The 14,838-nt window shown below is 70.8% G+C and carries 13 protein-coding genes; 7 read left to right on the forward strand and 6 right to left on the reverse strand.

Features of this window, described 5'->3' with window-relative positions; genetic code table 11:
- Nucleotides 1-2: 2 nt before the first annotated feature.
- The gene (locus ACA361_RS00430) at nt 3-905 is read right to left on the reverse strand and encodes an SDR family oxidoreductase (protein WP_375009706.1); all 903 of its coding nucleotides are present in this window, start codon (nt 903-905) and stop codon (nt 3-5) included.
- Between the two features lie 229 nt (nt 906-1,134).
- Between ACA361_RS00430 and ACA361_RS00435 the strand changes: the two genes are divergently transcribed.
- Nucleotides 1,135-2,193: a dihydrodipicolinate reductase gene (locus ACA361_RS00435; RefSeq protein WP_375009707.1), complete on the forward strand. Its 1,059-nt coding sequence runs from the start codon at nt 1,135-1,137 to the stop codon at nt 2,191-2,193.
- Nucleotides 2,190-3,071: a glutathione S-transferase family protein gene (locus tag ACA361_RS00440; RefSeq protein ID WP_375009708.1), complete on the forward strand. Its 882-nt coding sequence runs from the start codon at nt 2,190-2,192 to the stop codon at nt 3,069-3,071. Before ACA361_RS00435 ends, ACA361_RS00440 begins: the two co-directional genes overlap by 4 nt.
- Here ACA361_RS00440 and ACA361_RS00445 read toward each other — a convergent pair.
- Complete coding sequence (locus ACA361_RS00445; protein ID WP_375009709.1) at nt 3,058-3,876, reverse strand: serine/threonine-protein kinase; 819 nt, start codon at nt 3,874-3,876, stop codon at nt 3,058-3,060. The genes ACA361_RS00440 and ACA361_RS00445 overlap by 14 nt on opposite strands.
- A 394-nt stretch (nt 3,877-4,270) precedes the next feature.
- Here ACA361_RS00445 and ACA361_RS00450 point away from each other — a divergent pair, with 394 nt between their 5' ends.
- The 5 genes from ACA361_RS00450 (at nt 4,271) to ACA361_RS00470 (ending at nt 11,034) form a co-directional block, all read left to right on the forward strand.
- A complete protein-coding gene (locus tag ACA361_RS00450; RefSeq protein ID WP_375009710.1) occupies nt 4,271-4,942 on the forward strand; it encodes an AIM24 family protein in 672 nt (223 codons plus the stop codon).
- Nucleotides 4,943-5,399: 457 nt separating this feature from the next.
- Nucleotides 5,400-9,092: a multifunctional oxoglutarate decarboxylase/oxoglutarate dehydrogenase thiamine pyrophosphate-binding subunit/dihydrolipoyllysine-residue succinyltransferase subunit gene (locus ACA361_RS00455; RefSeq protein WP_375009711.1), complete on the forward strand. Its 3,693-nt coding sequence runs from the start codon at nt 5,400-5,402 to the stop codon at nt 9,090-9,092.
- A gap of 99 nt (nt 9,093-9,191) precedes the next feature.
- Entirely contained in the window at nt 9,192-9,374 is a 183-nt protein-coding gene (locus tag ACA361_RS00460; RefSeq protein ID WP_375009712.1) for a DUF6104 family protein, read from the forward strand.
- Nucleotides 9,375-9,497: 123 nt separating this feature from the next.
- On the forward strand, nt 9,498-10,316 hold the full coding sequence (locus tag ACA361_RS00465; RefSeq protein WP_375009713.1) for a DUF4097 domain-containing protein: 819 nt from the start codon (nt 9,498-9,500) through the stop codon (nt 10,314-10,316).
- Nucleotide 10,317: 1 nt separating this feature from the next.
- Entirely contained in the window at nt 10,318-11,034 is a 717-nt protein-coding gene (locus ACA361_RS00470) for a helix-turn-helix transcriptional regulator (RefSeq protein WP_375009715.1), read from the forward strand.
- Nucleotides 11,035-11,058: 24 nt separating this feature from the next.
- Here the strand turns inward: ACA361_RS00470 and ACA361_RS00475 are convergent, their stop codons facing one another.
- The 4 genes from ACA361_RS00475 to ACA361_RS00490 all read right to left on the reverse strand — a co-directional run bounded on the left by ACA361_RS00475 (nt 11,059) and on the right by ACA361_RS00490 (nt 14,833).
- Nucleotides 11,059-12,027: a zinc-binding dehydrogenase gene (locus ACA361_RS00475; RefSeq protein WP_375009716.1), complete on the reverse strand. Its 969-nt coding sequence runs from the start codon at nt 12,025-12,027 to the stop codon at nt 11,059-11,061.
- An 82-nt stretch (nt 12,028-12,109) separates the two neighbouring features.
- Nucleotides 12,110-12,862, reverse strand: a complete 753-nt coding sequence (locus tag ACA361_RS00480) for an amino acid ABC transporter ATP-binding protein (RefSeq protein WP_375010868.1) — start codon at nt 12,860-12,862, stop codon at nt 12,110-12,112.
- Nucleotides 12,863-12,912: 50 nt separating this feature from the next.
- Nucleotides 12,913-13,926: an amino acid ABC transporter permease gene (locus tag ACA361_RS00485; protein WP_375009717.1), complete on the reverse strand. Its 1,014-nt coding sequence runs from the start codon at nt 13,924-13,926 to the stop codon at nt 12,913-12,915.
- 4 nt (nt 13,927-13,930) lie between these two features.
- Nucleotides 13,931-14,833 carry an ABC transporter substrate-binding protein gene (locus ACA361_RS00490; RefSeq protein WP_375009718.1) on the reverse strand — a complete coding sequence of 301 codons (903 nt, stop codon included), beginning with the start codon at nt 14,831-14,833 and terminating at the stop codon, nt 13,931-13,933.
- Nucleotides 14,834-14,838: the final 5 nt, after the last annotated feature.

Raw genomic sequence — 14,838 nt, forward strand, 5'->3', positions numbered from 1 at the left:
GGTCAGGAGCCGAGCTGCTGGATGAGCGGCCCCATCTGCGCGCCCATGTCGGCGGGGACGGTCAGCGGCTCGGTGGCGTTGATGGCCGCCCAGTTGTCCCGGACGTCCTCGACCGACAGCGTCTCCTTCTGGCCGTATCCGGGGCCCTCGGCCACCAGGACGCGCGCCACCCGGCCGCCGCCGACGGTGTAGACCTCGCCGGAGTCCTCCAGGCTCTCGTGCACGAGGTAGGCCACCAGCGGGGTGACCTGCTCGACGCCCAGCTTGTCGGCGAAGTCGGCCGGCAGCAGGTCCTCGGTCATCCGGGTCCAGGCGACCGGCGCGATGGCGTTGGCCTTGATGTTGTACTTCTTGCCCTCGTGGGCGAGCGTCTTGGTGAAGCCCACCAGGCCCATCTTGGCCGTGCTGTAGTTGGCCTGGCCGAAGTTGCCGAACAGGCCGGCCGGCGACGAGGTGTTGACGATCCGGCCGTACCCCTGCTCGCGCAGGTGCGACCAGGCGGCGCTCGCCACCAGGAACGAGCCGCGCAGGTGCACCGCGATGACCGCGTCGAACTCCTCGGGCGACATGTTCTTGAACGACTTGTCGCGCAGGATGCCGGCGTTGTTGATCACGATGTCGACCTTGCCGAAGGCGTCCAGCGCGGCCTGGACGATCGCGCCGGCGCCCTCGGGGGTGGCCACGTTGTCGGGGCTGGCGACGGCCTCGCCGCCGTTCTTCTTGATCTCCTCGACCACGTCCTGGGCCGGACCGGCCGACGACCCGGCTCCGGACCGGTCGCCGCCGAGGTCGTTCACCACGACCTTGGCGCCGCGCGCGGCCAGCTCCAGCGCGTGCTGCCGGCCGAGGCCGTGCCCGGCTCCGGTGATGACGGCGACGCGACCGTCGTAGCGCAGTTCCGACATCCTGTCTCCTCACTCGCGACGGCGGCCCGGGGGCCGCACCCTCCGGGTCCTAGGTAACCATCCGGGGGTTACCCAGTGGTACCACCTGACCGAATCCCGCTCGGATTCGGGGCCCGAGGCACGATTCCGCGCGCCGGCCCGCCGCCACGGGAAAAACGTGGAACAAACAGGGCGATCCACGAACGTTCGGCGTAGGCTCCTCCACCACGGACAGCCGGGAGGACCGTCGATGACCGCTCGCCCGTACCGGGTCGTGCAGTGGGCCACCGGGGCGCTGGGCCGCGCCGCCATCCGCGGCATGCTGGAACGCCCGGACTTCGAGCTGGCCGGCGTGCTGGTCTACGACCCCGCCAAGGTCGGCCTGGACGCCGGCGAGCTGGCCGGCCGGCCGCCCACCGGGATCACCGCCACCGCCGACCCGGCCGACATCCTCGCGCTCGACGCCGACTGCGTCATCTACGCCCCCGGCCCCGACGGCGACCCGCTCGGCGACAGCGGCACCGTCTGCGCCCTGCTCGCCGCCGGCAAGAACGTCATCGCCACGCACGGCTACGTCAACCCCCGCGCGCACGGCCCCCACCTGGCCGCCGAGCTGGAGGACGCCTGCAAGCGCGGCGGCACGACCATCCACGGCACCGGGGTCAGCGCCGGCTTCATGTCCGACCTGATGCCGCTCACGCTCTCCCGCCTCGCCCGCGGCATCAACCACGTCTACGTCCGCGAGTGCTCGGACTTCTCCGGCCACCCCTCCCGCCGGATGGTCCACCAGCTGCTCGGCTTCGGCAAGACCGAGGAGGCGTACCTGCGCACCCGGCGGACGATCCGCGGCGCGATGCGCACGCTGGTCTCCGAGAGCCTGCACCTGGTCGCCGAGGGCCTCGGACTGGAACTCGACGGCATCGACATCGACACCGACCACCGGCTCGCGCCCGCCGAGTTCGAGATCGCCGCCGGCACCGTGCCGCGCGGCGGCGTCGCCGCGTCCCGCTGGACGTTCAGCGCGATGGCGGGCGGCCGGCCGGTGATCACCATCGAGCAGATCCACAAGGCCGACGCCGCCCGCGTCCCCGAATGGGGCGCCCCCGGCTACGCGATCCGGGTCGACGGCCGCCCCTCGATCACGCTCAGCACCGAGGAGGACTGGGTCTCCAACGCCATCTCGGCCGGCGCGGCGCACGCCCTCAACGCCGTCCCGGTCGTCTGCGCGGCCGAACCGGGCATCCGCACGTTCCTGGACCTGCCGCCCATCTTCGGCCGCCCGTCCGCCCGGGTAGATTCCGGAGCATGACGACGGTCGAGAAGGAGATGGCCGCCGGGCGCTTCGTCCGGCAGCCCAACCGCTTCACCGGAGAGCTCACCGCCGAGCCCGGCCGCTACCGCCTGCTGGTCTCGTACGCCTGCCCCTGGGCGCACCGCACCCTGATCGTCCGCCGCCTCCTCGGCCTGGAGGACGCGATCGGCGTGGGCGTCGTCGACCCGATCCGCGACGAGCGCGGCTGGCGCTTCCCCGAGCCCGACCCGGTGACCGGCGCGACCTTCCTGTCCGAGCTCTACAAGGCCACCGACCCGGACTTCGACGGCCGCTACACCGTCCCCTGCGTCTGGGACGCGAGAACCGGAAGCCTGGCCACCAACGACTTCCCGGCGATCACCATCGCGATGGAGACGGCGTTCACCGCCCTGCACTCCCCCGGCGCCCCCGACCTCTACCCCGAGCGCCTCCGCCCCGAGATCGACGCCCTCAACGAGCGGATCTACGAGACCGTCAACAACGGCGTCTACAAGGCCGGCTTCGCCACCGCCCAGGACGCCTACGACGAAGCGGTGGAGGCCCTCTTCGCGACCCTCGACGCCCTGGAGGAGCGCCTCGCGGACCGCCGCTACCTCTTCGGCGCGGACCTCACCGAGGCCGACGTCCGCCTCTACCCCACCCTGGCCCGCTTCGACACGGTCTACTTCTCCCACTTCAAGTGCAACATCAGGCGCCTCGCGGACTACCCCAACCTCTGGCGCTACGCCCGCGACCTCTACGCGATCCCCGCGTTCGGCGAGACCACGGACTTCGACCACATCAAGCGCCACTACTACGCGACCCAGCGCATGATCAACCCGTCCGGCGTCGTCCCGAAGGGCCCGCTCATCGACTGGACGCTCACCGCGCCATGAACATCACCACGAGCGCCCCCGCGACGACGAGCGCGATCCCCACGTAGACGAGGACCCCGCCCACCCGCCACGGCGTGAACAGCGGCTCCGGCAGCCCCTCCGAACGCAGCACCGCCGGCGGGGCCGGCGCGGCGGGCGGGACGGCGGGCGGAGAGGGGACCCGGGCCGGAACGGGGATGCTGGGACGACCCGGCACAGGCCAGGACGGATCCGGGTCGTCCCCACCGGCCACGAGCAGGAGCGCCTCCACCACGCCGGCCGGCATCCGCCGCACCGGGTCCTTCTGGAGCAGGCCGTCCAGGACCGGCCGCAGCGGCCCCGCCCGGAGCGGCGGGTCCGGCTCCTCGGTCAGCACCGCGCCGAAAACGGCCACCGGATCGTCCCGGTGGAACGGCGTGCGTCCTTCGACGGCCGCGTACAGCGTCGCGCCCAGCGCCCACAGATCGGACTCGGGCCGGGCCCGCCCGCCGCGCATCCGCTCCGGCGCGATGTACGCCGGGGACCCCAGCACGCCGCCCTCCCGGGTCAGCGTCGCCTCCCCCTCGATCACCGCGATGCCGAAGTCCGTCAGCACCGTCCGGCCGTCGTCGGCCAGCAGCACGTTCCCGGGCTTCACGTCCCGGTGCAGGATCCCGACGGCGTGGGCCGCTCCCAGGGCCCCCAGCAGCTGCCGGCCGATCCGGGCGGCGCGATCGGGCGGGAGCGGACCCCCTCGCCGGATCTCCTGCCGCAGGGAGCGGCCCTCCACCAGCTCCATGACCACCCAGGGGCGGGCCTCCTCGACCACGACGTCGAAGACGGTCACCACCCCCCGGGTGGCTCAGCCGGGCGGCCGAACGCGCCTCGCGCACCGCGCGCTGCGAGAGCGCGGCCCGTTCGGCCTCGGTCAGCCCGGCCGGCATGAGCACCTCCTTGACGGCGACCTCCCTCCCCAGGACTTCGTCCCGGGCCCGCCAGACGACGCCCATGCCGCCGCGCCCCAGCTCCCCCAGCAGCCGGTAACGGCGCGCGACCAGGCGTTCGCCGGTCGTGCGCCCGGCCCGGGGCGCGGCGTCATCTCTCACACCTGTACTTCGCCGGGAACGCCCGCCCGGATTGCCCCGTCGGAGAATTAGTCCAAGACTGTCCCCGACCTGTCGTTATGCTGACGGGTCGCACTGGAGATCACTTCCCTCCGCGACACGAAAGGCCCGACCGCGATGCGCAGCAACTTCTTCAACAACATGGACCAGGGCCAGCAGCTGCCCGGTCATTTCGCCCTCCAGAACTCCAAGATGCTCCGGATCCACCTGAACGGCGACGTCCTGGCCCGCCAGGGCTCCATGGTCGCGTTCCAGGGCCAGATGGAGTTCGACTACGAGGGCTCCGGCGGCATGGGCAAGTTCCTCAAGAAGGCCCTGACGGGCGAGGGCGTCCCGACCATGCGCGTCAAGGGACAGGGCCTGCTGTTCGTCGCCAACGACGCCGACGACATCCACCTCTTCTACCTGGAGAACGAGGGCCTGACGGTCAACGGCTCCAACATCCTGGCCTACGACGCCCACCTCCAGTCCGACATCCAGCGCGTCCAGGGCGCGGGCATCGCCGCCGGCGGCCTGTTCAACACCACCCTCCAGGGCACCGGCTGGGTCGCCCTCACCACCCACGGCACCCCCGTGATGCTGGACTGCGGCCGCGCCCCCACGTTCGTCGACGGCCAGTCCGCCGTCGCGTGGAGCCAGGGTCTCCACGTGGGCGTCAACAAGACCTTCAAGGCGGGCGCCCTCATCGGCCGGGGCAGCGGCGAGGCCATGCAGCTGGCCTTCCAGGGCCAGGGCTTCGTTCTGGTCCAGGCCAGCGAAGGCCCCACGGTCGCCCCCCACACCCACTGAGTTGATTGCGCAGCCCTTGGCGTCAGGCGTTGGACGCCTTCCTTCGGCGGGCGACGCGGCGATCGCTGGCATCGCTCCGAACTCGCCTTGACGGCTCGCTGCGCGATCAGGTTCTCGCTCACGCTCGAACCTGCCTTCGGACGCGATCGCAACGCCTGGTGTAGTCGGCCTCAGCCACCGCCCGACAACGACCACCGGCGACCGAAACGTTGCGATCGCGTGCGAAGCCGGATTCGAGCCTGCGAGAATCCGATCGCGCAGCGAGCCTCTAGGCGAGTCGGAGCGATGCAGCGATCGCCGAGAGCCCGCCGAAGGAAGGCCCTTCAGGGGCCTGACGCCAAGGGCACTCAATCAAAGCGAGTAGCCTTGACCTGTCTCAGAACTCACCTGCGAGCTGCGGAAGAGGGCGATCTCCGCCGTGTCGACAGAGTCGTCGCAAACTAGTGCCGACCCCAAGATGACCGATTTCGGTGCCAACGAGTGGCTGGTTGACGAGCTGTACCAGAAGTACCTCGAAGACCCCAACTCGGTTGACGAAGCCTGGTGGAACTTCTTCGCGGACTACCAGCCGGACTCCCGGCCGGCCGCGACTCCCGCCTCCCCGGGGGCACCCCAGGCCACCGACGGTGCGGCCAAGGCCGCCAACGGCACCGCGGCCGCTCCGCCGACACCGGCCGAGCCGCCCAAGGCGGCGCCGGCGGCGAAGCCGGCCGAGAAGCCCGCTCCGAAGCCGGCGGAGAAGGCGAAGCCGGCGGCTCCGCCGGTGCCCGCGGGCGCCGAGGAGGTGCGGCTGCGCGGGGTGGCGGCGCGGACGGCCACCAACATGGAGTCGAGCCTGGCGGTGCCGACGGCGACCAGCGTGCGGGCCGTGCCGGCCAAGCTGCTGATCGACAACCGGATCGTGATCAACAACCACCTGAAGCGGGGGCGGGGCGGCAAGGTCTCGTTCACGCACCTGATCGGTTACGCGATCGTCCGGGCGCTGGCGGCGATGCCGGAGATGAACGCGGCGTTCACCGAGGTGGACGGCAAGCCGGTGCTGATCAGGCCGGAGCACGTGAACTTCGGCCTGGCGATCGACCTGCAGAAGCCGGACGGGCAGCGGCAGCTGGTGGTGCCGAGCATCAAGGCGGCCGAGACGCTCGACTTCCGCCAGTTCTGGGCCGCGTACGAGGAGATCGTCCGGAAGGCGCGCGGCAACAAGCTGACGCTGGACGACTTCCAGGGCACGACGATCAGCCTGACCAACCCGGGCACCATCGGCACGGTCCATTCGGTGCCGCGGCTGATGCCGGGCCAGGGCACGATCATCGGCGTGGGCGCGATGGAGTACCCGGCCGAGTTCGCGGGCGCCTCCTCCGAGACGCTGTCGCGGATGGGGATCAGCAAGGTGATGACGCTGACCTCCACCTACGACCACCGGATCATCCAGGGCGCGCAGTCCGGCGACTTCCTGCGCCGGATCCACCAGCTGCTGCTGGGCGAGGACGGCTTCTACGACGAGATCTTCGAGGCGCTGCGGATCCCGTACGAGCCGGTCCGCTGGGTCAAGGACATCTCGGCGTCGCACGACGACGACGTCGCCAAGGTCGCCCGGGTGCACGAGCTGATCCACGCCTACCGGGTCCGCGGCCACCTGATGGCCGACACCGACCCGCTGGAGTACAAGCAGCGCCGCCACCCCGACCTGGACATCCTGCAGCACGGCCTGACGCTGTGGGACCTGGAGCGGGAGTTCGCGACGGGCGGGTTCGGCGGCAAGCCGACGATGAAGCTGCGCGAGATCCTCGGCGTGCTGCGGATGGCGTACTGCCGGACCGTCGGCATCGAGTACATGCACATCCAGGACCCGGAGGAGCGGGCCTGGATGCAGGAGCGGATCGAGGTCCCGCACGAGAAGCCGTCGCGCGAGGAGCAGCTGCACGTGCTGCGCCGGCTGAACACGGCCGAGGCGTTCGAGACGTTCCTGCAGACGAAGTTCGTCGGGCAGAAGCGGTTCTCGCTGGAGGGCGGCGAGTCGGTCATCCCGCTGCTCGACTCGGTGATCTCGGCCGCGGCGAAGGCGAAGCTGGACGAGGTCGTCATCGGGATGGCGCACCGCGGCCGGCTGAACGTGCTGGCCAACATCGTCGGCAAGTCGTACGCGCAGATCTTCGGCGAGTTCGAGGGCAACCTGGACCCGCGGAGCGCGCAGGGCAGCGGCGACGTGAAGTACCACCTGGGCGCCGAGGGCGACTTCGTCGCGGCGGACGGGTCCCGGATCCGCACCGAGCTGGTCGCGAACCCGTCCCACCTGGAGACGGTGGACCCGGTGCTGGAGGGCGTGGTCCGCGCCAAGCAGGACATCCTGGACGTCGGTGAGGCCGGCTTCAGCGTGCTGCCGATCCTGATCCACGGTGACGCCGCGTTCGCCGGCCAGGGCGTGGTGGCCGAGACGCTGAACCTGTCGCAGCTGCGCGGGTACCGCACCGGCGGCACCGTGCACGTGATCATCAACAACCAGGTCGGGTTCACCACGGCGCCGGAGTACTCGCGTTCCAGCGTCTACTCCACCGACGTGGCGCGGATGATCCAGGCGCCGATCTTCCACGTGAACGGCGACGACCCCGAGGCGTGCGCCCGGGTGGCGCGGCTGGCGTTCGAGTACCGGCAGACGTTCAAGAAGGACGTCGTCATCGACATGATCTGCTACCGGCGGCGGGGCCACAACGAGGGCGAGAACCCCTCGTTCACCCAGCCGCTGATGTACGACCTGATCGACGCCAAGCGGTCGGTGCGCAAGCTCTACACCGAGGCGCTGATCGGCCGCGGCGACATCACGGTCGAGGAGGCCGAGGAGTCGCTGCGCGACTACCAGCTCCAGCTGGAGCGGGCGTTCACCGAGACCCGGGAGGCGGCCAAGAAGCCGCTGGAGCCGGGTGCGGTGATCAAGCCGGACGTCGAGGAGCGCATCCCGATCGACCACGGCTCGGCCGGGACGGCGATCAGCGGTGAGACGGTCAAGCGGATCATCGAGTCGCAGCTCAGCCTGCCGGAGGGCTTCAACGTCCACCCGCGGCTGCAGCCGATCCTGCAGCGCCGGGTGCAGTCGGTCGAGGACGACGCGATCGACTGGGCGACCGGCGAGATGCTGGCGCTCGGCTCGCTGCTGATCGACGGCCGGCCGGTGCGGCTGGTCGGCCAGGACACGCGGCGCGGGACGTTCGGCCAGCGGCACGCGGTGCTGGTGGACCGCAAGACCGGTGAGGAGTACACCCCGCTCAAGCAGTTCGGGCAGGGCGTGTCGAAGTTCTACGTGCACGACTCGCTGCTCAGCGAGTACGCGGCGATGGGCTTCGAGTACGGCTACTCCATGACCCGCCCGGACGCGCTGGTGGCCTGGGAGGCCCAGTTCGGCGACTTCGCGAACGGCGCCCAGTCGATCGTGGACGAGTACATCTCGTCGGGCGAGCAGAAGTGGGGGCAGCGCTCCAGCGTCGTGCTGCTGCTGCCGCACGGGTACGAGGGCCAGGGGCCCGACCACTCGTCCGCCCGGATCGAGCGCTACCTCCAGCTGTGCGCGCAGGACAACATGACGGTGGTCTACCCGACCACCTCGGCCAACTACTTCCACCTGCTGCGCTGGCAGGTGCTGTCGGGCCGGGGCAAGCCGCTGATCGTGTTCACGCCGAAGTCGCTGCTGCGGCTGAAGGCGGCGGCGTCGGCGGTCGAGGAGTTCACCGGCGGCGCGTTCAGGCCGGTCATCCCGGAGAGCGACCCGGCGATCGACCCGGCCGGCGTGCGGCGGGTGCTGCTGACCACCGGCAAGATCTACTACGACGTGGTGAACGCCCGTAAGGCGGCCGGTGCGAACGACACGGCCGTGGTGCGGGTGGAGCGGCTGTACCCGCCGCCGGTCGACGAGATCAAGGCGGAGCTGGCCAAGTACCCGGCCGGCACCGAGGTGGTGTGGGTGCAGGACGAGCCGGCGAACATGGGGGCCTGGCCGTTCATGGCGCTCAAGCTCTCGCACCACATCGAGGGGCTGAACATGAAGCGGGTGTCGCGTCCCGCCTCGTCGTCCCCGGCGGTGGGCTCCGCCAAGCTGCACCAGGCGGAGCAGGAGGCGCTGCTCGCGCGGCTGTTCGGCGACAAGCAGGACAAGCAGTAGGCCCAGTAGGTACCAGTAGGTACGCGGCGCGTCCCGAGGGCTCCGGCGGTCTGCCGGGGCCCTCGGCTTGTCGCGGCGGAACGAGAGAGAAGCGACGGCATGTACTTCACCGACCGGGGGATCGAGGAGCTGGTCGAGCGGCGCGGGGGCGAGGAAGTCAGCCTGGGCTGGCTGGCCGAGCGGCTGCGGGAGTTCGTGGATCTGAACCCCGAGTTCGAGACCCCGGTCGAGCGGCTGGCGACGTGGCTGGCGCGGCTGGACGACGAGGACGACGAGGACTGAGCCCGGCCGGGTCCGGCACCGCGAAACGCGATACATCTTGACTTCCCAGGGACGCGACATATCGTGTTTACTGGTACTTGCAGCCCCAAACCGTGACGCAGGCGCTCGGAAAGGCAGGGCACGATGTCGCGCTGGACGATCGACGAACCGGCGACGCTCGACTTCGACGGCGTGGTGGCGCTCAAGGCCACCCTCATCGCCGGGAGCATCTCCGTACTGGCGTCCGAGGAACGGCCGTCGGTGCTGGTCGGGGACGTCGAGGGGCCGCCACTGGTGATCGGGCACGAGGCCGGGATGCTGACGATCACCCATGAGCGGCTGTGGGAGGGCGTGCTGAGCTTCCTGCGCACCCACAAGACCCGGGCGGCGATCACCGTGACGGTACCGCGCGACTGCCCGGTGACGCTCAACCTGGTCTCCGCGGACGCCGTCGTCACCGGGATGACCGCCCGCACGTCCATCCGGAGCGCAGCGGGCGACGTGACGCTGGACGGGGTGACCGGCGACATCGACGCCAACACCGTGTCCGGCGCGATCGAGGCGCAGGGGCTGGACGGGAAGGTGTCGTTCACGTCGGTGTCCGGCGACCTGGCGCTGGCGGGCGGCGCCGTCGACACGCTCGCGGCGCGCACGGTCGGCGGCCGCATCGCCGCGGACGTGGACCTGGCCGCCAAGGGGCGGATCGAGGTCAACACGGTCTCCGGGGAGGTCGCGCTGCGGATCCCCGAATCGGCCGGCGCCGAGGTCTCGCTGCATTCGGCGGCGGGCCGGATCGAGACGTCGTTCGCCCTGGACCGCGAGGAGCGCGCCGTCACCAGGAGCGTGAGCGGCACGCTCGGCGACGGCTCCGGGAGGCTGTCGGTCAACACCGTCTCGGGGAGCGTCGCGCTGCTGGGGCGCGGCGACCCGTCCGAGATCGGCACACCCGGAATGGAGAAGTGAGTTGAGCCCCGTCTTCGGTCACGGCCGCCTGCGGCTGTACCTGCTCAAGCTGCTGGAGGAGAGCCCGCGGCACGGGTACGAGGTCATCCGGCTGCTGCAGGACCGCTTCCTCGGGGTCTACTCCCCCTCCCCCGGCACGATCTACCCGCGGCTCGCCCGGCTGGAGTCCGAGGGGCTGGTCTCGCACGAGGTCGTCAAGGGCAAGAAGGTCTACTCGCTGACCGACAAGGGCCGCGAGGAGCTGGAGCGCCGGATGGACGAGCTGGCCGACCTGGAGGACGAGATCTCCGCCTCGGCCCAGGAGTTCGCCCGCGAGGTGCAGCAGGACGTGCGGCAGACCGTGCGGTCGCTGCGCGAGGAGCTCACCCAGGCCGCCCGGACGATGCGCGACCAGGGGCGCACGACGCCCAAGGACACCAAGGACGTCTGGAAGGAGACCACCGAGCGGCAGAAGGACGAGTGGCGGCGCCAGCGGGACCACTGGCGCGAGCAGACCACGGCGTGGAAGGAGGAGTGGCGCCGCACCTGGGAGGACGCGTGGAAGACCGCGACCGGCTCGCACGAGGACGTCGCCCGCCTCAAGCTGGACCGGCTGCTGCACTCGTTCGTCGAGGACGTGCGCGCGCAGACCCGGCAGGCCCGCCTGGACGACGACGCGCTGGACGCCGTCCAGGCGATGCTGGACGAGACCCGCGACCGGATCCGCGACCGCTTCTAGCCTCTGACTTCTGGCGGGCGCCGCTCAGGGCGTGAAGACGATCTTGCCGAAGAGGTCGCCCTCGTTCATCGCGGCGAAGCCCTCGCGCGCCCGCGACAGCGGCAGCTCGCGGTCGATCAGCGGCCGGGCGCCGCTCTTGGCCAGGAACCGCGCGAGCCGCCCCAGCTGGTCGCGGGTGCCCATCGTGGAGCCCACCACCGACAGCTGGAGGAAGAAGACCCGGTTGAGCTCGGCGGGCGGCACCTGGCCGCTGGTGGCCCCGGAGACCACGATCCGGCCGCCGGGACGCAGCGACTTCAGCGAGTGCGACCAGGTCGCCTGGCCGACCGTCTCCATGACGGCGTCGACCCGTTCCGGCAGCCGCGCGCCGGACTCGAAGACCGCGTCCGCGCCCAGCTCCAGCGCCCGCTTGCGCTTGCCCTCGCTGCGGCTGGTCGCCCAGACCCGGTAGCCGGCCGCCGCGCCCAGCGTGATCAGCGCGGTCGCGACGCCGCCGCCGGCGCCCTGCACCAGCACGGTCGCGCCCGGCTGGAGGTCCGCCTTGTCGAACAGCATCCGGTACGCGGTGAGCCACGCCGTCGGCAGGCACGCGGCCTCGGCGAACGACAGCTCGGCCGGCTTCGGGACGAGGTTGCGCCGCGGCACCGCGACCCGCTCGGCGAACGTGCCGGGATGGGACTCCGACAGCAGCGACCGCTTCGGGTCGAGCGTCTCGTCGCCGCCGCCCCGGTCGGCGTCGCCGATCACCGAGTGGACGATGACCTCGTTGCCGTCCTCGTCCACCCCGGCCGCGTCGCAGCCCAGGATCATCGGGAGCCGCTCGGCGCTCAGCCCCACGCCCTTGAGCGACCACAGGTCGTGGTGGTTGAGCGCGGTCGCCCTCACCGTGACGGTGGTCCAGCCGGCGGGGACCTCGGGTTCGGGCCGGTCCCCCAGCGTCAGGCCGTTCAGCGGATCGTCTGCGTCGAATTGCGTAGCCGTGACTGCGAACATGCCCGAACCCTATTCCGCGGGGCGCGGCCACGCTCGTGCCGGGGCGCCCGCCCCTCCCGGGCGGGCCCCTGCGGGATCGGCCCTACAGGACCTTCGAGAGGAAGTCCTGCGTGCGGGGGTGCCGCGGGTTGGCCAGCACCTCGCGCGGCGCGCCCTGCTCGACGATCACGCCGCCGTCCATGAAGACCAGCGAGTCGCCGACCTCCCGCGCGAACCCGATCTCGTGCGTCACCACGACCATCGTCATGCCGTCCAGCGCCAGGTCCTTCATGACCTCCAGCACCTCGCCGACCAGCTCCGGGTCCAGGGCCGAGGTGGGCTCGTCGAACAGCATCAGCTTGGGCTGCATGGCCAGCGCCCGCGCGATCGCCACCCGCTGCTGCTGCCCGCCCGACAGCTGCGCCGGGTACGCGTCGACCTTGTCGGCCAGGCCGACCCGGTCCATCAGCTTCAGCGCGCGCTCGCGCACCTGCGCCTTGGACTCCCGCTTCACCCGGCAGGGCGCCTCCATGACGTTCTCCAGCGCCGTCATGTGGGGGAAGAGGTTGAAGCGCTGGAACACCATGCCGATGTCGCGGCGCTGCGCCGACACCTCGCGGTCGCGCAGCTCGTACAGCTTGCCGTTCTTCTCCCGGTAGCCGACCAGGTGCCCGGCCACCCAGAGCCGGCCGGCGTCGATCTTCTCCAGGTGGTTGATGCAGCGCAGGAACGTCGACTTGCCCGAGCCGGACGGGCCGATGACGCACATCACCTCGCCCGGCCGCACCGTCAGGTCGATGCCCTTGAGCACCTCCAGCCGGCCGAAGCTCTTGTGGACGTTCTCGGACCGGACCATGTAGTCGTCGACGACCTCGGTGGCCCCGGTGTCCACCGCGGACTGATCCGTCACGGCCCCTCCCCCTTCTTGAGGTCGATGCCGGCGGCCGCCGGAACGGGCCGCTCCGGCCCCGGGCCGTCCTGCCTCGGCCGCCGCCGCTGCCGCCCGCCGCCCGCCGCCGAGCCGCGGGCGAAGTGGCGCTCGATGTAGTACTGGCCCACCAGCAGGAAGCTGGTCAGGATCAGGTACCAGACGCACGCCGCGATCAGCATCGGGAAGACCTGGAACGTCCGGTTGCCGACCGCCTGGAGCTGGAAGAACAGCTCGTTGCTGACCGGCACGAAGGCCACCAGCGAGGTGTCCTTCAGCATCGCGATCGTCTCGTTGCCGGTCGGCGGGATGATCACCCGCATCGCCTGCGGCAGCACCACCCGGCGCATCGTCTGGAAGCGCGACATCCCGAGGGCCGCCGACGCCTCGCTCTGGCCGGGGTCGACCGACAGGATCCCGGCCCGGACGATCTCGGCCATGTACGCGGCCTCCGACAGCGCCAGCGCCAGCAGGCCCGCCATGAAGCCGGTCAGCAAAGTCCGCGCGTCCAGGCTGAACAGCGTGCCGTTCAGGTTCACGCCCAGCAGGTCGCTGAAGAAGCCCGCGAACGGGACGCCGCCGACGTCGTACTGGGCGTACAGGATGCCCATGTTGCCGAACAGGATCGCCAGCACCAGCCGCGGGACCGCCCGGAAGAACCAGGTGTAGAGCCAGGCCACGCCGCTGAGGACCGGGTTCGGCGACAGCCGCATGACCGCCAGGCCGACGCCCATCAGCACGCCGATGACCATCGACAGGACGGTCAGCAGGATCGTGGTGCGGACGCCCTCGATGATGTTGGGCCGGAACGCGTTGTCGATGATGAACGACCATTGGAACTTCTCGTTCGTCACCAGCATGTTGACGAACATCGCGGTCAGCACCGCGATGACCGCCACCGCGACCCAGCGCCCCGGATGCCGGACGGGCACGGCCGCGATGGCCTCCGGCCGTGCCCGCTCCGCCGAGGAGTCCTCGGTTGAATGCGTCATGGGATCAGGGGTTCACTGCCGAGTCGTTGATGGCGCCCGCCTGGACGTTCCACTTCTCCAGGATCTTCTTGTACGTGCCGTCCTGCTGCAGGGCCTTGGTCGCCTCGGAGATCGCCTGCGCGAACTGCGTCTCCTCCTTCTTGACCACGAACCCGTACGGCGCCGCCTCGTAGATGTCGCCGAGCAGGTCGAGCTGGCCGTTGGTCTGCTTGACCGCGTACGCGATGATCGGCGAGTCGGCCAGGCCCGCGTCGTCCTTGCCGGACACGATCGCGGCGGTGGCCTGGTCCTGGCCCTGGTACTGGTCGATCTGGATCTTCGGCTTGCCGGCGTCCTCGCAGGCCTTGGACTTCTTCTCGATGTCCTCGACCTGGACGGTGCCCTTCTGCACGGCGACCTTCTTGCCGCAGGCGTTGTCGGGCTGGATCCCCGCGGGGTTGCCCTTCTTGGTCGCCCACTGCGTCCCGGCGTTGAAGTAGCTCACCATCGTGACCTGCTGCTTGCGCTCGGGGTTGATGGTGAACGAGGACACGCCGGCCTCGTACTTGCCGGACTGCACGCCCGGGATGATGTCGTCGAACTTGGAGGTGACCCACTCGGCCTTGATGCCGAGCTTGGCGGCCACGGCGTCGAACAGCTCGCGGTCCCAGCCCTCGACGGTCTTGCCGTCGGCGGCCAGGAACTCGTTCGGCGCGTACGACGAGTCGACGCCGATGACGATCTTGCCGTCCGCCTTGATCGCGGCGGGGACCATGCCGGCCAGCCGGGAGTCGGCGCCGCCGGTCGGGGTGATCTTCTCGCCCGCCCCGGGCTCTTCCTTCTCCCCGCAGGCCGACAGGGCGAGGGCGCCCGTCAGCACAAGCGCGCTCGCCGTGACGATGTGGCGGCGCAGAGAACCAGTGGTCACAGGTC

The organism is Actinomadura sp. 21ATH, assembly GCF_041951345.1.
Classification (GTDB): Bacteria; Actinomycetota; Actinomycetes; order Streptosporangiales; family Streptosporangiaceae; genus Spirillospora.

Bases quoted from the DNA above. Each gene is read 5' to 3' on its own strand.
- ACA361_RS00430 (WP_375009706.1), bottom strand. From the start codon at position 905: ATGTCGGAACTGCGCTACGACGGTCGCGTCGCCGTCATCACCGGAGCC.
- ACA361_RS00450 (WP_375009710.1), top strand. From the start codon at position 4,271: ATGCGCAGCAACTTCTTCAACAACATGGACCAGGGCCAGCAGCTGCCC.
- ACA361_RS00475 (WP_375009716.1), bottom strand. From the start codon at position 12,027: ATGTTCGCAGTCACGGCTACGCAATTCGACGCAGACGATCCGCTGAAC.
- ACA361_RS00480 (WP_375010868.1), bottom strand. From the start codon at position 12,862: ATGGTCCGGTCCGAGAACGTCCACAAGAGCTTCGGCCGGCTGGAGGTG.
- ACA361_RS00460 (WP_375009712.1), top strand. From the start codon at position 9,192: ATGTACTTCACCGACCGGGGGATCGAGGAGCTGGTCGAGCGGCGCGGG.
- ACA361_RS00455 (WP_375009711.1), top strand. From the start codon at position 5,400: ATGACCGATTTCGGTGCCAACGAGTGGCTGGTTGACGAGCTGTACCAG.
- ACA361_RS00485 (WP_375009717.1), bottom strand. From the start codon at position 13,926: ATGACGCATTCAACCGAGGACTCCTCGGCGGAGCGGGCACGGCCGGAG.
- ACA361_RS00465 (WP_375009713.1), top strand. From the start codon at position 9,498: ATGTCGCGCTGGACGATCGACGAACCGGCGACGCTCGACTTCGACGGC.
- ACA361_RS00435 (WP_375009707.1), top strand. From the start codon at position 1,135: ATGACCGCTCGCCCGTACCGGGTCGTGCAGTGGGCCACCGGGGCGCTG.
- ACA361_RS00440 (WP_375009708.1), top strand. From the start codon at position 2,190: ATGACGACGGTCGAGAAGGAGATGGCCGCCGGGCGCTTCGTCCGGCAG.